We start from the raw sequence: 18,518 nt of genomic DNA on the forward strand, positions 1-18,518 counted from the left end.
CATACGGACGGCGGGCCGCTCGGTGAGCGGCCCGCCGTCCACGTGTCCGGCCCTTCGGCCGCCGTACGGCTACGGGTGTTCCACCCCGTCCTCCAGGCGCTGCCCCCGCAGCAGGAACCAGGCGGCCACCGCAGCCGCCAGCAGGACCGTCGCGCCGACGCCCGCCGCGAGGGTCAGGCCGTCGACGAAGGCCTGGCGGGCGGCGTCCAGCAGGGCCCCGGCCGACCGGTCCGGCAGGTGCGCGGCGGCCTCCACCGCGCCGCCCAGTGACTCGTGGGCCGCGGCCGGGGTGTCGGCCGGGCCGGTGAAGTCGCGGTAGACGCCGGTCACGATGGAGCCGAGCACGGCGATGCCGAGGGCGGCGCCGAGTTCGTAGGCCGTCTCCGAGACCGCGGAGGCCGCGCCCGCCTGCTCCTTGGGCACGCTGGAGAGGATCACGTCGGCGGTGACGGTGAAGGAGAGTCCGGCGCCGACGCCGACGACCAGCAGGGCGGCGCCGAGCAGCGGGTACCCGGTGTGCTGGCCGATGACGGTCAGCGCGGCCAGCGCGAGGCCCACGGCGGCCAGTCCGCCGGAGACGACCGCGCGGACCGAGTAGCGCCGGGCGGCGCGACCGGCGATCAGGCCCGCCACCACCGCGCCGATCGCGGCGGGCAGTTCGGCCAGGCCCGCCTCGAACGGCCTCCTGCCCTGCACCAGTTGCAGGTACTGGGAGAGGAAGAACACCAGCCCGGACAGGCCGAGGATGGTCAGCAGGTCGGCCAGGACCGCGCCGCTGAAGCCGCGGCTGCGGAACAGCCGCATGTCGAGCAGCGGGGTCGGCATGGTCAGCTGGCGGCGGACGAAGCCGTAGAGCGCGGCGGCGCCCAGCAGGCCCGCGGCGAGCGTGGCCCACGCGAACCCGTGCGCGGCGGCCTCCTTGACGGCGTACACGACACCGACCATGCCGACCAGCGAGAGCACGACGCTGAGCAGGTCCCACGGACCCGGGTTCGGGTTGCGCGACTCCGGCAGCAGCTTGACGCCGACGACGACCAGGACGGCCATCACGGGCAGGTTGATGAGGAAGACCGAGCCCCACCAGAAGTGCTCCAGCAGGAAGCCTCCGACGACCGGGCCGACCGCCGCGCCGGCCGAGGCCGCGGCGCCCCAGATGCCGACGGCGAGACTGCGCTCGCGCGGGTCGTGGAAGAGGTTGCGGATCAGGGCGAGGGTGGCGGGCATCAGGGTGGCGCCCGCGACGCCGAGCAGGGCCCGGGCGACGATCATCAGCTCGGGGGTGTGCGCGTAGGCGTTGAGGACGGAGATCGCGCCGAACGCCGTGGCGCCGATGAGCAGGATCCGCTTGCGGCCGATGCGGTCGCCGAGGCTGCCCATGGAGACGAGCAGACCGGCGATGACGAAGGAGTAGACGTCGCCGATCCACAGCAGCTGGGTGCCGGAGGGGGCGAGGTCCTCACTGATGTAGGGGGTCGCGAGACCGAGCACGGTCGCGTCGACGGCCACCAGCAGTACGGCCAGCACGAGGACGGACAGCGCCAGCCAGCGGCCGGGGCGCTTCACCGCCTCGGTGGACTGCGCCGACTGCAGGGTGCGGGTCATGGTTCACTCTCTCCGAAGTGCGCCGCCGAGCAGCAGCTCGACGATCATGTGGTTGAAGTCGTTGCGGGCCACGCGGCCCTCGGCCACGGCCCAGGCGCCGGCGCCCAGCAGGCCGTAGAGGGCCTCGGTGAGCCAGGCCGGGGTGAGGTCGATGCGGAACTCCCCGCTCTCCTGGCCCCGGCGGAACAGGTCGGTGAGCGCGGCGTCGATGCGGGCCCAGCCCGCGTTCTGCTCCTCGCCCTCGAACAGCTGGTTCTCGGTGTAGAGGAAGGCGAGCAGCGCGGCGGCGGGTTCGATCTCGCGCACGAGCCGGCGCACCGCGTCGGCCGCCGGTCCGTCGTCCGTGCGGGCCGCCTCCAGGGCGGCCTCGCATTCGGCGATGCCGAGTTCTTCCAGCGCCCGGACGAGGGCGTCGCGTCCGGCGAAGTGCCGGTGGAGCGTGGCCCGGCTGATCCCGGCGGCCCTGGCGACCTCGTCCATGGTCGCGGTGGATTTCCGGGTCAGCAGGGCCGCGGCGCTGCGCAGTACCTGTTCTCGATCGACGGCCATGAGACAACGATAACGCACATGAGACATTCTTGTCTCACGCTGGGCATGAGTGACTCACCTCTCAGGGTCAGTCACGGCCTCGACGAGGCGAGGTTCAGTGCCAGCGCAGCTGCCCGCGCCGCTCCCAGTACGCCTGCGGGTCCTCGACGAGTGCGCCGAGGCGCGCCACCTGGTCGTCGTCGAGGTCGACCACGGCGGCGTGCAGATTCGAGCCGAGCTGGTTGACGGTCGCCGCGCCGGAGAGGACCACGCCGGTCCAGGGCTGCCGCAGGATCAGGGCCAGGGCGACCGCGTCGCAGCCCAGGCTCGTCTCCTCCGCCACCGCCTTCAGCGCCTCGGGCGCGTGCGGCTCCGCGAGGCGGCCGTTGGCCATGCCCTCCTTGACGATCACGGTGAGTCCGGCGTCGTGCGCCTCGGCGAGCGCGGGCCCGGCGGAGGTCTCCAGCATGTTGTACGTCGACTGCACGGTGCGGAAGAGGGGTTCGCCGTCGACGGTCACGGCGAGCGCCGCGCGAATGGCGTCGGCCTGGGCGGGGCCGCTGGTGGAGAAGCCGACGCTGACGCCGCGCGCGGCGGCCTCGGCCAGCTTCGCGTGCAGGTCCTTGTCGGTAAGGGCCGGACTGTCGGGGGTGAGCGAGTGGATCTGGTACAGGTCCAGCCGGTCGCCGAGCAGGGCGTCGCTCTCGGCGCGCTGGCGCTCGTACGTGGCGACACCGTGGTCCTTGACCTCGTGCTGCTCGGCGTCGGCGGACCAGTCGGCCGTGTAGGTGTAGCCCCACTTGCTGCCGACGACGACGTCGTCGACGTCGGGGCGTTCCCGGAGCCAGCCGGCCAGGAACTCCTCCGAGCGGCCGTAGGAGCGGGCGGCGTCGAAGTAGCGCACGCCCTGGGCGTAGGCGGCGTCGAGGAGGTCGTGGGTGCGTTCGCGCATCGCCTCGACGGTGCGGTCGGCCGGCAGGTCCCGGTCGCGGCCGAGGTTGATGTAGCCGGGGCGGCCGACGGCGGCGAGACCCAGTCCGATGTGGCAGGTGGGGGTGGTCGCCGCGGCCAGGCGGGCGAAGGGCATCGCGGGGGCTCCGTTCGGTCGGCTGCTGAGCTGCTGAAGCTGTTGACCAACGTAACCGCGATGCCCCTCGGGCACACAGGGTGCTACTTCTTGGCGTTCGCCCACGCGTGCTGGGCGGCCACGTCTTCCTTCACCTCGGCGAGCTGGACGGCGACGGCACTGGGCGCCGTACCGCCGCGGCCGTTGCGGGAGGCGAGGGCGCCGGGAACGTTCAGGACGCCGCGGACCTCGGGGGTGAGGTGGGCGGAGATCTTGGCGAACTGCTCGTCGGTCAGCTCGTCCAACTCCTTGCCCTCGGCCTCGGCGACCTTCACGCACTCGCCGGCCACCTCGTGCGCGACGCGGAACGGCACGCCCTGCCGCACCAGCCACTCGGCGATGTCGGTGGCGAGCGAGAACCCGGCCGGGGCCAGCTCCTCCATCCGCTCGCGGTGCACGGTGAGGGTGGCCATCATGCCGGTGAAGGCGGGGAGCAGGATCTCCAGCTGGTCGATGGAGTCGAAGACCGGCTCCTTGTCCTCCTGGAGGTCGCGGTTGTACGCGAGCGGGAGGGCCTTGAGGGTGGCCATCAGGCCGGTCAGGTTGCCGATGAGGCGGCCGGACTTGCCGCGGGCCAGCTCGGCGATGTCCGGATTCTTCTTCTGCGGCATGATCGACGAGCCGGTGGAGAACGCGTCGTGCAGCGTGACGAAGGAGAACTCCTTCGTGTTCCAGATGATGATCTCCTCGGCGATCCGGGAGACGTTGACGCCGATCATCGCGGTGATGAAGGCGAACTCGGCGACGAAGTCGCGGGAGGCCGTGCCGTCGATGGAGTTGCCGGCGCTGCCGCGCTCGAAGCCGAGGTCCGCGGCGACCGCCTCCGGGTCCAGGCCGAGGCTGCTGCCCGCGAGCGCTCCCGAGCCGTACGGCGACACGGCCGTGCGCTCGTCCCACTGGCGCAGCCGCTCCGCGTCCCGGCCGAGCGCCTGGACGTGGGCGAGGACGTGGTGGGCGAAGAGCACCGGCTGGGCGTGCTGGAGGTGGGTGCGGCCGGGCATCGCCACGTCCGGGTGGGCCTCGGCGAGGCCGATCAGCGCGTCCTGGAGGTCGGCGATCAGGCCGCCGACGATCCGGGCGTGGTCCCGCAGGTACATCCGGAAGAGGGTCGCCACCTGGTCGTTGCGGGACCGGCCGGCGCGCAGCTTGCCGCCGAGGTCGGGGCCGAGGCGTTCCAGCAGCCCCCGCTCCAGGGCGGTGTGGACGTCCTCGTCGGCGATGGTGCCGGTGAAGGAACCGTCGGCGACATCGGACTCCAGCCGGTCGAGTCCGGCGATCATCCGGGTCAGCTCGTCCTCGGTGAGCAGCCCCGCCTTGTGCAGCACGCGCGCGTGGGCACGCGAGCCGGCGATGTCGTAGGGCGCGAGCCGCCAGTCGAAGTGGACGGACGCGGACAGCTTCGCCAGCGCCTCGGCGGGACCGTCGGCGAAACGGCCGCCCCAGAGCCGGACGTCACCGCTGTTGCTGCTCACTTGGGTCGCTCCTCAAGGCCGTCGATGTGCCACCGCTTCCGCACGGTTGCCTCCGGTGGTATGCATGAGTATGCAGAGCACTGCATGATTCGTCAATTCGGTGACCGGTTGAATGCGCGGGGCCGTACGCCCGTACCCCTGGCCGGGCGCAGTCGCCGTGGCCGCCCCGTGGAACGCCGGCCGGGACGGCCACGGCTTCGCCCGGTGCGGGTGGGGGCGCGGGTGCGGGTGCGGGCACAGCCTGCCAGGGTTCGCGTCCGGATGGCGGGACCGCCGACCGGATTCCCGGACAGGCGTACGACCGCCACCCATAATCGTTAGACATGGGAAAGACTTACGAACGCATAGACGGCAGGCTCCGCACCTTCATAGAGGCACAGCCCCTCTTCTTCACCGCCACCGCGCCGCTGTCCGGCGACGGCACGGTCAACCTGTCCCCCAAGGGCCTCACGGGCAGCTTCGCCGTCCTCGACGAACTCACCGTGGCCTACCTCGACTTCGCCGGATCCACCGCCGAGACCATCGCCCACCTGCGTGAGAACGGGCGGATCACCCTGATGTGGTGCGCCTTCCAGGGGCCGCCGAACATCGTCCGGGTGCACGGCCGCGGCGAGCCGGTCTTCCGCGACGACCCCCGTTTCCCGGAACTGCTCACCCACTTCCCGGACATCGACCCGAGCGCGCACGGGCTGCGCGCCGTCATCGTCGTGACCGCCGACCTCGTCCGGGACTCCTGCGGCTACGCGGTCCCCTTCATGGCGTACGAGTCGGACCGGGACCTGCACGGCAAGCGTTTCGCCCGCGAGGACGACGCCTCGCTCAGCGCTTACTTCACCAAGAAGGAGCACATCGCGACGAGCCTGGACGGCCTTCCCGGGCTGCCGTTGCCGCTGCCCCCCTCTACCGTCTGAGCCATGCGCCCCGGTGTCGTCGCCGCCCTCCTCTCCGCGTCCCTGCTCGTGCCCGGTGCCGCGCCCGCCGGCGAGTCCGGTCCACGGCCGCTGCCGGCCCGGATGGCGGACACCGGCGGCGGCACCCAGCTGATCACCGCGGTCGCGCCGGGCACCGGCTCGACCGGCGGCCGGGTGACCTGGTGGGAGCGCGGGGGCGGCGGTCGGTGGGTGAAGGCCGGTTCCGCGCCGGCCCGCTTCGGCGCGGGCGGGCTGACCGACGGAGCGACGCGCGAACAGGGCACGAACACCACCCCGACCGGCCTGTACGACCTGCCGTACGCCTTCGGCATCGAGCCCGCGCCGCGCGGGACGGCCTACCGGTACCGCCCGGTCCGCGAGAACTCCTGGTGGTGCCAGGACAACGCCTCCCGCGCCTACAACCGCTGGACCGAACCCCGCCCCGCCGACTGCCGCGCCACCGAGGCCGAGCACCTGATCACCTACACGGAGCAGTACGCCCACGCGCTGGTCGTCGGCTTCAACTACCACCGCCCGGTGCGCGGCCGCGGCGCGGGCATCTTCCTGCACGTGGACGGGCGCGGGGCGACGGCGGGCTGCGTGTCGGTGCCCGCGGAGGCGATGCGGCGCATCCTGCGGTGGGCTGAGCCGTCGCGACGTCCGCACATCGCCATCGGCACCTCGGGCGGGGCGACGGCGATCACGCGGTACTGAACGACGACGACGGCGGTCGGACGCCCTTCAACGGCGACGGCGCTGCCGGGGGACGCTGAACGCTCGGCCGGCACGGCGCGTATCTGTGGGCCAAGGGTCAAGTCCCACGGAGGAACCGTGACCACCACGCTCGCCGGCGGCCGTGCCGCCCGCCGTCAGACGATGCGGCGCATCCGTCCGCGCCGCTCCCCCGCCGTCCCCCTGCTGCTCGCCGTGTGGGCGGGCGCGGCGGGCGTGTTGTGGCTGTGGTGGCGCAACACGCCCGCCATCTCCGACCGGAGCGGCATGATCCTGAACGCGGGCCGGATCACGGGCCTGCTCGCCGGGTACCTGATGGCGCTGGTGGTGCTCCAGATGGCACGCGTGCCGGCGCTCGAGCGGCGGGTGGGCTCCGACCGGGTCGCCCGCTGGCACGCCATGACGGGCCGCTACACCCTCTGCCTGGTCCTCGCCCACGTCTTCCTCATCATGTGGGGGTACGCCGCCCAGGCCGGCAAGGGTCTGGGCGACGTCGTGCAGCAGACGATCAGCTCCGTGAACCAGCTGCCGGACATGGGCAAGGCCGCCGTCGGCACCGGGCTGCTGGTCCTCATCGGCCTGCTGTCCGCCGGCCCGGTCCGCCGCCGCATCCCGTACGACGCCTGGTACCACGTGCACCTGCTCACCTACGTGGCGGTGTTCCTGACCTTCTGGCACCAGCTGACCACCGGGAACGACTTCGCCGTCGAGCCGGTCGCCGCGACCGTCTGGTACGCCCTGTACGGGTCGGTGACCGCGCTCGTGCTCTGGTACCGCGTCCTGACCCCCCTCCGCCTCAACCTGCGGCACCGGATGCGGGTCGAGGCGGTGATCGAGGAGACGCCCGGCATCGTGTCGGTGCTGATCGGCGGACGCAGACTGCACCGGATGGGCGCGGAGGCGGGGCAGTTCTTCCGCTGGCGGTTCCTGGCACCGGGGATGCGGTTCAGCTCCCACCCGTACTCGCTGTCGGCAGCGCCGCGACCGGACATGCTGCGGATCACCGTGAAGGCGATCGGCGACCACAGCGCCCGGCTGCGCGAGCTGGAGCCCGGCACCCGGGTGTGGGCGGAGGGCCCGTACGGCGCCCTGACCGCGCAGCGCCGCAGCCGCGGCAAGGTGCTGCTGGTGGCGGGCGGGGTGGGGATCACGCCGATGCGGGCGCTCTTCGAGACGCTGCCCGGCGCGTCCGGCGACATCACCCTGCTCTACCGGGCCAACAGCACCCAGGACCTGGCGCTGTGGGACGAGCTCGCCGGGATCGCCGACGAGCGCGGGGCCCGGCTGATGTACGCGGTCAACAGCCCGGACGGGGAACGCCCCGACATCTCCGCGGAAACGCTGAGCCGCAAGATCCCGGACGTCGAGCGCCACGACGTCTTCCTGTGCGGGCCACCCGGCTTCGCCCAGTCGGTGTACGAGGCACTGCGCGGCGCGGGAGTCCCCGCCCGCCGTATCCATCACGAGTCGTTCGAGATGTGAGCGACGGACATCAGGAGTCCAGGACAGATGAGGAAAAGCCACCCCGTTCGGCGTGCCGTGCTCGCCGGCGCCGCGACCGTGTCCGGGATCGTGCTGCTGCTGTCGCTGAAACCGGCGTCCGACCCGGGCTCCGCCTCGGCGGCGGGCGGCGCGGCCCCGCCGGTGGCCGCGCAGTCGCCGCAGGGCGGCCGGGGCGCGGGCGCCGGCACGGTCACCGGTGACGCGGCCGACACCCAGTACGGGCCCGTGCAGGTCCGGCTCACGGTGAACGGCGGGAAGATCACGGGCGCGGAGGCGGTGCGGGCGCCCGAGGGCGGACAGAGCGACCAGGTCACCGCCGACGCCGTACCCAAACTCAACCGGGCCGCCGTCGCCGCCGGCAGCGCCGACATCGACGCCGTCTCCGGCGCCACCTACACCAGCGCCGGCTACAAGCAGTCCTTGCAGTCCGCGCTGGACAAGGTGGCGGAGGCGGCGGGGTCCGACGGGCAGGGCGCGGGCGCGGGTGCGGGCGGAGGGGGCGGCCAGGGCACGCGGACGCTCACCGGTTCCGTCGCGCAGACCCAGTACGGGCCCGTGCAGGTCCGTGTCACCGTCAGCGGCGGGAAGATCACGGGCGCGGAGGCGGTGCGGGCGCCCAGGGGCGGGCAGAGCGACCAGGTCACCGCCGACGCCGTACCCGAACTCAACCGGGCCGCCGTCGCCGCGGGCAGCGCCGACATCGACGCCGTCTCCGGCGCCACCTACACCAGCGCCGGCTACAAGCAGTCCTTGCAGTCCGCGCTGGACAAGGCCGGTGGCTGACCCCGTGGCCGGGTCCGCACAGGCTCCCGCCGCGGTGCGCCGGGTGGAGGAGACGATGGGGACCGTCTTCTCCTTCGACGTCCGCGGCGGGGAACCCGCGGCCGTACGGGCCGCACTGGACGAGGCGGCGGCGGAACTGCGCCGGGTCGACGAGGTGTTCAGCACCTACCGGGAGGACAGCGAGGTCTCCCGGCTGGCGCGCGGTGAGACGACACTCGCCCGGTGCGTGCCCGAGGTCGCCGAGGTGCTTGAGCTGGCCGCGGAGGCGGAGCGGGTGAGCGACGGCTGGTTCAGCACGGCGTACCGGGGGCGGCTGGATCCGACCGGGATCGTCAAGGGCTGGGCCGTGGAGTGCGCCGCCCGGCGGGTCGCGGCGGCCGGTGCGACGGGCGTCAGCGTCAACGGGGGCGGGGACGTTCAGTTGCTCGGTACGCCGGGGACGGGGCGGCCGTGGCGGGTCGGTGTGTCGGACCCGCTGCGTCCGGGTGGGCTCGCGGCGGTCGTGTCGGCGGCGGGGGCGCGGGAGCTGGCCGTGGCGACGTCCGGCTCGGCGGAGCGGGGCGCGCACATCGTCGATCCGCGCACGGGGCGGCCCGCGGTGACCGACCTGGTGTCGGTGACGGTGGTGGCGGCCCGGCTGACGTGGGCGGACTGCTGGGCCACGGCGGCGTTCGCGAGGGGGGTGCGGGAGGGGTTGCGGTGGCTGGAGTCGCTGGACGGGGTGGAGGGGCTGCTGGTGACGGCGGGGGGCGAGGTGCGGTGCACGGGTGGGCTGGCGGCTCGTTTGGGCTGAGGTACCGGCGTTGTCACTCGCCGCGTCGGCGGGTGCCGCTGCGCCCACCCGTGCCGCCCATGGGGGCACCTCCCAGGCCGTTCAGGCACTGGGGGAGGCACGACTGCCCGCAGCTGGGGGGCGCCGGCGCTGTGGCCGGCCTCGCCGCGATCCCCAGGGGCGCGGGCAACCGCGCGACCAGCCACCGACCACCCGCACCCGACCGCGCCGGTGCAAGCCGCGCAGCGCTCAGCCCCCGTTCTGAGCCAGCCTCAGCAAATGATCCGCCAACGCCTGCCCACCCGTCGGCTCCCTGCTGATCAGCAGCAACGTGTCGTCACCCGCGATCGTCCCCAGGATGTCGTGCAGCTCCGCCTGGTCGATCGCCGAGGCGAGGAACTGCGCCGCCCCCGGAGGGGTGCGCAGGACCACGAGGTTCGCCGACGCCTCGGCGGAGATCAGCAGCTCCGCGGAGAGCCGCCGCATCCGCTCCTCCTTCGCCGACTCCCCGAGCGGCGCCCGCGGGGTGCGGAAACCGCCCTCGCTGGGCACCGCGTAGATGAGGTCGCCGTCGTTGTTGCGGATCTTGACCGCGTTCAGCTCGTCCAGGTCCCGGGAGAGCGTCGCCTGCGTGACGGTCAGCCCGTCGTCGGCGAGCAGCTTCGCGAGCTGGCTCTGCGAGCGCACCGCCTGCCGGTTGAGGATGTCCACGATCCGGCGGTGGCGTGCGGTGCGGGTCTGCGGTACGGCAGGCCCAGCGGTCTGCTCGTGCTCCTGCGCCTGGCTCATCGTCGTCTCATTCTCCGGATCGTCCGTCCCCGTGGGCCGCGTCGGCGGCTTGGTCAAGGATGCCGGGCAGTGCCCGGAGGAACGCGTCCACCACGTCGTCGCCGAGGTTCAGCGGCGGCATCAGCCGTACGACATCGGGGGCGGGCGCGTTCACCAGGATTCCGGCGTCCTGAGCCGTCTGCTGCACCTGGGGCGCGAGCGGCTCGGTGAGCACGATACCCAGGAGGAGTCCGGCGCCCCGGACGTGGGCGATCAACGGGTGGCCCAGCGCCTCGACCGCGCCGCGGATCTTCTCGCTCTGCCGCTTGACGTTGTCCAGCAGCCCCTCGTCCGCGATGGTGTCGAGGACGGCGAGGCCGGCGGCGCAGGCGACCGGGTTGCCGCCGAAGGTCGTGCCGTGCTGACCGGGCTGGAGGAGTTCGGCGGCACGGCCGAAGGCGACGGTCGCGCCGAGCGGCAGCCCGCCGCCGAGGCCCTTGGCCAAGGTGACGACGTCCGGCAGGACGCCCTCGTGCGCCTGGTACTCGAACCAGTGCCCGGTCCGGCCGACGCCGGTCTGCACCTCGTCCAGGACGAGCAGCGCGCCGGTGGCGGCGGTGATGGCGCGGGCGGCCTTCAGGTAGCCGGGGGGCGGGACGACGACGCCGTTCTCGCCCTGGATCGGCTCGATGATCACCAGGGCTGTCTCCTCGGTGACCGCGGCGGCCAGCGCCTGCGGGTCGCCGTACGGGACGTGCGTGACGTCGCCGGGCAGCGGCAGGAAGGGCGCCTGCTTGCCGGGCTGGCCGGTCAGCGCCAGGGCGCCCATGGTCCGGCCGTGGAAGCCGCCGTCGGTGGCGACCATGTGCGGCCGCCCGGTCAGCCGGCCGATCTTGAAGGCGCCCTCGTTGGCCTCGGCGCCGGAGTTGCAGAAGAAGACCTTGCCGTCGCGGCCGAAGCACTGGAGCAGCCGTTCGGCGAGCGCGACGGGCGGCTCGGCGATGAAGAGGTTGGAGACGTGGCCGAGGGAGGCGATCTGGCGGCTCACCGCGTCGACCACCGCCGGGTGGGCGTGGCCGAGCGCGTTGACCGCGATGCCGCCGACGAAGTCCAGGTACTCCTTGCCGTCGGCGTCCCGGACCCGCGAGCCCTCGCCGCGCACCAGGGGCAGGCGTGGCGTGCCGTAGTTGTTCATCAGCGCGCCCTGCCAGCGCCCGGTCAGCTCTTCGTTGCCCACGGCTTCCCCTGTGTTCGGTCCCCCGGTGTTGCTCACGACTCCCCCTGTCCGTCCGGCACGACCATCGTGCCGATGCCCTCGTCGGTGAAGATCTCCAGCAGGATCGAGTGCTGGACCCGGCCGTCGATGACGCGGGCGGTGGTCACGCCGTTGCGTACGGCGTGCAGGCAGCCCTCCATCTTCGGCACCATGCCGCTGGACAGCTCGGGCAGGAGCTTCTCCAGCTGGGCGGCGGTGAGACGGCTGATCACCTCGTCCGAGTTCGGCCAGTCCTCGTACAGGCCCTCGACGTCGGTGAGGACCATGAGAGTCTCGGCGCCGAGTGCCGCAGCGAGTGCCGCAGCCGCCGTATCAGCATTGACGTTGTAGACATGTCCGTCGTCCTGGGAACGGGCGATCGAGGAGACGACCGGGATGCGGCCGTCGGCGAGCAGCGCCTCGATGGCGCCGGTGTCGATCTCGGTGATCTCGCCGACCCGTCCGATGTCGACGGACTCGCCGTCGATCTCGGGCCGGTGCTTGGTGGCGGTGATGGTGTGCGCGTCCTCGCCGGTGAGGCCGACGGCGAGCGGTCCGTGCTGGTTGAGCAGTCCGACCAGCTCGCGCTGGACCTGCCCGGCCAGCACCATCCGTACGACGTCCATGGCGTCCTCGGTGGTGACCCGCAGCCCGGCCTTGAACTCGCTGACGATGCCGGCCTTGTCGAGCGCCTTGCTGATCTGCGGGCCGCCGCCGTGCACGACGACGGGCTTGAGGCCGGCGTGGCGCAGGAAGACGACGTCCTGGGCGAAGGCGGCCTTCAGGTCCTCGTCGATCATGGCGTTGCCGCCGAACTTGATGACGACGGTCTTGCCGTGGTGGCGGGTCAGCCAGGGCAGCGCCTCGATGAGGATCTGGGCCTTGGGGAGCGCGGTGTGCTTCCTCGTCGTACTCATGAGCTGTACGCGCTGTTCTCGTGGACGTAGTCGGCGGTGAGGTCGTTGGTCCAGATGGTGGCCGTGGCGTCGCCGGCGGCGAGGTCGGCGACGATGTGGACCTCGCGGTAGCGCATGTCGACCAGTTCGCGGTCCTCGCCGACGCCGCCGTTCTTGCAGACCCAGACGCCGTTGATGGCGACGTTGAGGCGGTCCGGCTCGAAGGCGGCGGAGGTGGTGCCGATCGCGGAGAGCACGCGGCCCCAGTTGGGGTCCTCGCCGTGGATGGCGCACTTGAGGAGGTTGTTGCGGGCGATGGTGCGGCCCACCTGGACGGCGTCGTCCTCGGTCGCGGCGTTCACGACCTCGACCTTGATGTCCTTGCTGGCGCCCTCGGCGTCCCGGATGAGCTGCTGCCCGAGGTCGTCGCAGACGGTGCGGACGGCCTCGGCGAAGTCGTCGTGGGCCGGGGTGACGCCGGAGGCGCCGGAGGCGAGCAGCAGCACCGTGTCGTTGGTCGACATGCAGCCGTCGGAGTCGACCCGGTCGAAGGTGACCCGGGTGGCGGCGCGCAGCGCGCTGTCCAGGGCGTCGGCCTCCAGGTCGGCGTCGGTGGTCAGGACGACGAGCATGGTGGCGAGGCCCGGCGCGAGCATGCCGGCGCCCTTGGCCATGCCGCCGACGGTCCAGCCGTCCTTGGTGACGACGGAGGTCTTGTGCACGGTGTCGGTGGTCTTGATGGCGATCGCGGCTTTCTCGCCGCCGTGCTCGGAGAGCTGACCGGCGGCGGTCTCGACGCCCGGCAGCAGTTTGTCCATGGGGAGCAGTACGCCGATCAGTCCCGTCGAGCAGACGGCGACCTCGCCCGCGCCCACGCCGAGCACCTCGGCGGCCTTCTCGGCGGTGGCGTGGGTGTCCTGGAAGCCCTTGGGGCCGGTGCAGGCGTTGGCACCGCCGGAGTTGAGGACGACGGCGGACAGATGCCCGCTCCTGAGCACCTGCTCGGACCACAGGACCGGCGCGGCCTTGACGCGGTTGGAGGTGAAGACACCGGCGGCGGCGCGTCGGGGGCCGTTGTTGACCACGAGGGCCAGGTCGGGGTTCCCGCTGTCCTTGATCCCGGCGGCGATGCCCGCCGCCGTGAATCCCTTTGCTGCCGTCACACTCACGGCGCGACTCCGATCGTCGTCAGTCCGGTGGTCTCGTCGAGACCGAGGGCGAGGTTCATGCTCTGGACGGCACCGCCCGCGGTGCCCTTGGTCAGGTTGTCGATGGCGCTGATGGCGATGATGCGGCCGGCGGCGTCGTCGTACGCGACCTGCACCGATACGGCGTTGGAACCGTGGACGGACGCGGTCGCGGGCCACTGGCCCTCGGGCAGCAGGTGCACGAAGGGCTCGTCGGCGAAGGCCTTCTCGTAGGCGGCGCGGACGGTCTCGGCGGTGACGCCGGGCTTCGCCTTGGCGGTGCAGGTGGCGAGGATGCCCCGGGGCATCGGCGCGAGGGTCGGCGTGAACGAGACGCTGACCGGCTCCCCCGCCACCGCGCCGAGGTTCTGCATCATCTCGGGGGTGTGCCGGTGCAGGCCCCCGACGCCGTACGGCGACATGGAGCCCATGACCTCGCTGCCCAGCAGGTGCGGCTTGGCCGCCTTGCCCGCGCCGGAGGTGCCGGAGGCGGCGACGATCACGGCCTCGGGCTCGGCGAGCGCGGCGGCGTACGCCGGGAAGAGCGCCAGGGAGACGGCGGTCGGGTAGCAACCGGGAACCGCGACACGCTTGGACCCCTCCAGCGCGGCGCGGGCACCCGGCAGTTCGGGGAGGCCGTAGGGCCAGGTGCCGGCGTGCGGGGAGCCGTAGAACCTCTCCCAGTCGCCGGCGTCCTTCAGCCGGAAGTCGGCGCCCATGTCGATCACCAGCACGTCCGGGCCGAGCTGCTCGGCGACGGCGGCGGACTGCCCGTGCGGCAGCGCGAGGAACACGACATCGTGCCCGGCGAGCACCTCGGGCGTCGTCGGCTCCAGCACCCGGTCGGCCAGCGGCAGCAGGTGCGGCTGCAGCGCGCCGAGCTTCTGTCCCGCGTTGGAGTTGCCGGTCAGGGCGCCGATCTCGACCTCGGGGTGTGCGAGCAGCAGACGCAGCAGCTCACCGCCCGCGTACCCACTCGCTCCGGCCACCGCCGCACGTACCGCCATGACATCCTCCATCCTTGATGGCATGACTATACGTATCGCTGCACGTTTATGCAATTGGCGGGGTGCTTCCCCTGCCACCGGTGACCGTGGGAGATGATCGGCGGGCTTCGCAGCCGATCACCACAGTGCACCGGAGGACCGTGTGACCGTCGATCTCGCCGACTTCACCGAACCCGACGGCGAGCGGCCGCCCGCTCCCGTGGCCGTGGACTGGGCAGCCGTCGAGGAGTGGCTCGGGGTCCGGCTGCCGGGTGAGTACAAGCGGCTCGCCGACCGGTACGGGCCGCTGGACTTCGGCGAGTTCTTCTGGATCCACGTGCCCTGCGTGCAGGAAGGCCGGTTCGACTACGGACAGTGGCTGCGGGAGACGCACCGCGGGGCGCGGATCGAGGCGCGGGACCTCCCGGAGGCGGAGCGCCACGCGATCCACCCCGAGCCGGGCGGGCTCCTGGCCTGGGGGGTCACCCGTGGCTCCGACACGCTCTTCTGGGACACGTCCGTCTCCGCCGACCCGGACGAGTGGACCGTCGTCGTGCGGCACCAGGGCCCGGTGCCGGGCAGTGGACTGCGGGACTGGCACGCGTACGACCTCACCCTCACCGAGTACCTGCGGCACGCCGTCCGCGACGGCTGGGAGCTGCCCTCGCCGCCCGGCCCGCTGATGGGCCCGCTCCCCGGCAGCGTCGCCCGGACCGCCTTCCTGCCCACGGCCGCCCCCTGGACGCCGCCCGAGCCCGCCGCGCCCCGGCTCACCGCCGAGGAGCTGCGGGCCGCCCTGGAGACCGGCACCGGGCAGGCCGCCCTGCGTCTGCTGTCGCCGCCGCCCGAGCACCCGTATCTCGGCGGCGGCACCTGGGACGGACTGTTCGCGGAGCTGGGTACGCGGCTGCCGGGCGAGTACACGCGGCTGATGGACGTCTACGGCGCCGGCTGCTGGAGCCAGTGGCTGCGCTTCCTGACGCCCCTGCGGACCGGCGAGCGGCGCTTCGTCACCCATGTGGAGAAGGTGCTGGGGGCGTACCGCTCCCTCCAGGACGGGTACCCGGAGGAGTACCCGCTCGCCCTCTGGCCCGAGCCCGGCGGCTTCCTGCCCTTCGCCAACTCCATCGACGCCGACCACCTCGGCTGGCTCACCGAGGGCGACGACCCCGACGGGTGGCCCTTGGTCGTCTGGCCGCGCCACGCCCCGCAGGGGGCGCCGCTGGAGGGCGGCCTGGTCGACACCCTCGTCGCCTGGCAGCGCGGCCGTCTCGTCACCCACGGGCTGGCCGGCCCGGACGAGGAGGACGACCCGCTGGAGTTCGCCGGGTTCGAGGCCTGGGACGACCGCGCGTACTGGTGAGGCCGCCCCAGGCCCGCCCGGTCGGCTACCGCTGCCTGATCCGCAGGAACGTCACCGAGTTCGCCGGGAAGGTGTAGCTGAACTCGCTCGCCACGCCCGAGAAGGTGGACTTCACCGGCGTGACCGGGGTGTCCGTCTCCGTGTTGACCGCGTCCTGGTCGGCGGCCAGCGTGGTGACGCGGGCCTTGGGGGCGACCTTCGCGCCGCCGAGGTCGACCGCCGTACGGGCCGGCGTGTCCTGGGCGTTGACGACCTTGACGATCAGCTCGCCGGTGCGCTCGTCTTCCGTGACGATCTGGCGGAACGGCTCGGCCGGCTTGTCGTCGGTGAAGCTGCCCCACTCCTTCCCGTCGAGGTAGAGGGTGACCTGGCGGCCCCGCACCTTGATGTCGATGTCGTAGGCGCGGCCCGTCTCGATCGAGCCGGCCTTCGTCAGGAGCGTCGACTTGCCGCCGTCCGAGGCCTGTTCGACGGCGGACTGGGTGTTGTTCCAGCCGCCCAGGTTCCACCAGTAGTAGTTGCCGGTGTCCTTGACGCCGAAGGCGATCAGGAAGCCCTCGTTGCCGGACTTCTTGGTGGCCTTGACGTGCAGGTCGTAGTCCTTCCAGGCCGGGTCGCCCGCCGTGACCATGGTGTTCTCGGCGGCGGTGTCGGTCTGGACGTACGCGCCGTCCTGGACGGCCCAGGAGCCGGCGCCGGTGTGGGTCCACCGCGAGGCGTCGCCGGAGAAGTCGTCGGACAGCAGGGTCTCACCGTCCGCCGACGTCACCCGCACGTCGTCGTACGCCGCGCTGGTCGCCCACGTCGACAGGCCGACCGCTCCGGTGATGGGGCCGCTGACGGCCGGGGTGCCGGTCGCCGTGGACGGGACGACCCGGTCGCCGGTGTTGTTCATGAAGAGCTTCTGGACCTCGTAGTTGGCCGAGCCCCAGGACGCGTGGTTGTTGAACCAGATCATGTCCGGGCTCCACTGCACGTAGTCCTCGTTGGCGAGCAGCGGGGCGTAGGAGGCGAGCTTGACGATGTCCGCGTTGCGCTCCAGACCGGTCATGAAGGCGGCTTCGGACAGCGCGTTCTTCCAGGCGTTGCCCTGGGAGGCGTACTCGCCGAGGAAGACCTCGGGGCCGTTCCTGTCGTAGGAGTCGTAGCGGTCGTTGTTCTGCAGGAACCACTGCGGGCTGTTGTAGTAGTGCTCGTCGACCATGTCGACGCCGGCCTCGCGGTTGAGCTGCCAGGCGGTGTCGAAGGTCGCTCCGGAGTCGTCCGGGCCGGAGTTGGAGACGACGGTGATGTCCGGGTACTCGGCCTCGATGGCGGCGCGGAACTCCTTGAAGCGGGCCATGAACTCCTGGGGCAGGTTCTCCTCGTTGCCGACGCCGATGTGGGTGAGGCCGAAGGGCTTGGGGTGGCCCATCTCGGCGCGCTTGGCGCCCCACTCGCTGGTGCGCGGGCCGTTGGCGAACTCGATGAGGTCCAGGGTGTCCTGGATGTGCCGCTTCAGCAGCGCGTCGTCGTCGGTGGCCCTGTTCTGGCCGCAGCCGGTGACCAGGGCGGGGACCACGGGCAGCGGCATGGCGCCGATGTCCTCGGCGAAGCGGAAGTACTCGTAGTAGCCGAGGCCGTAGCTCTGGTTGTAGCCCCAGAAGTTGGCGTTGGTGGCGCGCTCCTCGACGGGGCCGATGGTGTCCTTCCACTGGTAGCTGCGCTCGCGCTCCCAGCCGCTCGCCTCGCTGTAGTCCTCCATGGAGCCGGTGTTGACCAGGCAACCGCCGGGGAAGCGCAGGAAGCCGGGGCTGAGGGCCTCGATCTTCTCGGCGAGGTCCTTGCGCAGGCCGTTGGGCTGGCCCTTGTAGGTGTCGCGGGGGAAGAGGGACACCATGTCGAGGGAGGCCGGGGCGGTGGTGGCGACGGCGAGGCGGCCTCGGTTGCTGGTGCGGGTGGCGGTGAAGGTGGCGGTGTACTTGCGCCACTTGCCCTCGACGGCGACCTCGCGCACCTTCGCGAGCGCGCCCGCCGCGTCCCTGAGCGTGACGGTGAGGGTCGTGCCGCTCTCGGCGCGGGCCCACACCGAGAAGTCGTACTTCTCGCCCTTCTCCACGTGGATGCCGGTGTTGTAGCCGCTGTTGGCGACGGAGGAACCGGCGCCCAGGGAGAGGTAGTTGCGGTTGCGCTCGTTGAGGCGGCCGGCGTCGTTCAGCACCTCGGCGGTGCCGTCGGCCGTCCAGGAGGTGAGCGGTGTGTACGAGGCGTTGTCGGCGGTCGAGTACTCGAAGGACCGGTTCTGCACGAGCTCGGCGTACAGGCCGCCGTCGGCGGCCCGGTTGATGTCCTCGTAGAAGACGCCGTACATCGTGTCGTCGATCGCGGCGCCCCGGGCGGACGGGTCGACGGTGATCGTGTAGTCGGCGGCGGCCTCCGCGTGCGCGGGGGACGGCAGCAGGGCCGATGCCGTCAGGAGGGCGGTGACACCGAGACCGAGTCTCCAGCGGGTGCCTGACATGGATGACATGGATACTCCGCGGCTCTCACTAGGTCGTTCGAAATATCGGACACTGGTCAGCACTTCGAACGGCAAGATAGGTAGGGGGTGGAGGCGCGTCAATGGGTCGCGCGGCAACCAGGGGGCCGGAGGCG

General features: G+C 72.3%; 16 protein-coding genes. 6 read left to right on the top strand and 10 right to left on the bottom strand.

The genetic code is table 11. The annotated features are described in order from the left end of the window. Positions 1-69: 69 nt before the first annotated feature. From ACLIN4_RS06725 to argH, 4 genes are all read right to left on the bottom strand, one after another. Positions 70-1,602: an MFS transporter gene (locus ACLIN4_RS06725; RefSeq protein WP_307653073.1), complete on the bottom strand. Its 1,533-nt coding sequence runs from the start codon at positions 1,600-1,602 to the stop codon at positions 70-72. A 3-nt stretch (positions 1,603-1,605) separates the two neighbouring features. Beyond that, positions 1,606-2,151, bottom strand: coding sequence for a TetR/AcrR family transcriptional regulator (locus tag ACLIN4_RS06730; protein ID WP_257101672.1), 546 nt, complete (start codon positions 2,149-2,151; stop codon positions 1,606-1,608). Positions 2,152-2,245: 94 nt separating this feature from the next. Continuing rightward, entirely contained in the window at positions 2,246-3,217 is a 972-nt protein-coding gene (locus ACLIN4_RS06735) for an aldo/keto reductase (RefSeq protein ID WP_107478372.1), read from the bottom strand. 83 nt (positions 3,218-3,300) lie between these two features. Next, positions 3,301-4,728 carry an argininosuccinate lyase gene (gene argH / locus ACLIN4_RS06740; protein WP_307653072.1) on the bottom strand — a complete coding sequence of 476 codons (1,428 nt, stop codon included), beginning with the start codon at positions 4,726-4,728 and terminating at the stop codon, positions 3,301-3,303. 323 nt (positions 4,729-5,051) lie between these two features. On the opposite strand from argH, the gene ACLIN4_RS06745 reads away from it, so the two are divergent. From ACLIN4_RS06745 to ACLIN4_RS06765, 5 genes are all read left to right on the top strand, one after another. Next, entirely contained in the window at positions 5,052-5,639 is a 588-nt protein-coding gene (locus tag ACLIN4_RS06745) for a pyridoxamine 5'-phosphate oxidase family protein (RefSeq protein WP_100049133.1), read from the top strand. Between the two features lie 3 nt (positions 5,640-5,642). Then, on the top strand, positions 5,643-6,353 hold the full coding sequence (locus tag ACLIN4_RS06750) for a L,D-transpeptidase family protein (RefSeq protein WP_289909197.1): 711 nt from the start codon (positions 5,643-5,645) through the stop codon (positions 6,351-6,353). Between the two features lie 117 nt (positions 6,354-6,470). Next, positions 6,471-7,853, top strand: a complete 1,383-nt coding sequence (locus ACLIN4_RS06755; RefSeq protein ID WP_307653070.1) for a ferredoxin reductase family protein — start codon at positions 6,471-6,473, stop codon at positions 7,851-7,853. Between the two features lie 27 nt (positions 7,854-7,880). Further along, entirely contained in the window at positions 7,881-8,657 is a 777-nt protein-coding gene (locus tag ACLIN4_RS06760) for an FMN-binding protein (RefSeq protein ID WP_411575578.1), read from the top strand. A gap of 55 nt (positions 8,658-8,712) precedes the next feature. Continuing rightward, entirely contained in the window at positions 8,713-9,450 is a 738-nt protein-coding gene (locus tag ACLIN4_RS06765) for an FAD:protein FMN transferase (protein ID WP_381913645.1), read from the top strand. 228 nt (positions 9,451-9,678) lie between these two features. Here ACLIN4_RS06765 and ACLIN4_RS06770 read toward each other — a convergent pair whose 3' ends face one another. The 5 genes from ACLIN4_RS06770 to argC are packed head-to-tail and all read right to left on the bottom strand — an operon-like array spanning position 9,679 to position 14,542. Next, positions 9,679-10,218 (bottom strand): arginine repressor, encoded by a 540-nt coding sequence (locus ACLIN4_RS06770; protein WP_100049129.1) that lies wholly within the window; start codon positions 10,216-10,218, stop codon positions 9,679-9,681. 7 nt (positions 10,219-10,225) lie between these two features. Further along, positions 10,226-11,434: an acetylornithine transaminase gene (locus tag ACLIN4_RS06775; RefSeq protein ID WP_107479478.1), complete on the bottom strand. Its 1,209-nt coding sequence runs from the start codon at positions 11,432-11,434 to the stop codon at positions 10,226-10,228. Between the two features lie 32 nt (positions 11,435-11,466). Next, positions 11,467-12,369: an acetylglutamate kinase gene (gene argB / locus ACLIN4_RS06780; RefSeq protein ID WP_100049127.1), complete on the bottom strand. Its 903-nt coding sequence runs from the start codon at positions 12,367-12,369 to the stop codon at positions 11,467-11,469. Then, positions 12,366-13,517, bottom strand: coding sequence for a bifunctional glutamate N-acetyltransferase/amino-acid acetyltransferase ArgJ (gene argJ / locus ACLIN4_RS06785; RefSeq protein ID WP_307653068.1), 1,152 nt, complete (start codon positions 13,515-13,517; stop codon positions 12,366-12,368). The genes argB and argJ overlap by 4 nt, the downstream gene beginning before the upstream one ends. After that, positions 13,514-14,542, bottom strand: coding sequence for an N-acetyl-gamma-glutamyl-phosphate reductase (gene argC, locus ACLIN4_RS06790; protein ID WP_307653067.1), 1,029 nt, complete (start codon positions 14,540-14,542; stop codon positions 13,514-13,516). The genes argJ and argC overlap by 4 nt, the downstream gene beginning before the upstream one ends. 142 nt (positions 14,543-14,684) lie before the next feature. Here argC and ACLIN4_RS06795 point away from each other — a divergent pair, with 142 nt between their 5' ends. Beyond that, entirely contained in the window at positions 14,685-15,884 is a 1,200-nt protein-coding gene (locus ACLIN4_RS06795) for a hypothetical protein (protein ID WP_411575579.1), read from the top strand. Between the two features lie 25 nt (positions 15,885-15,909). Here ACLIN4_RS06795 and ACLIN4_RS06800 read toward each other — a convergent pair whose 3' ends face one another. Continuing rightward, positions 15,910-18,384 (bottom strand): alpha-L-arabinofuranosidase C-terminal domain-containing protein, encoded by a 2,475-nt coding sequence (locus ACLIN4_RS06800; RefSeq protein WP_411576741.1) that lies wholly within the window; start codon positions 18,382-18,384, stop codon positions 15,910-15,912. Positions 18,385-18,518 lie beyond the last annotated feature (134 nt).

Source organism: Streptomyces mutabilis, assembly GCF_046628145.1.
GTDB lineage: Bacteria > Actinomycetota > Actinomycetes > Streptomycetales > Streptomycetaceae > Streptomyces > Streptomyces mutabilis.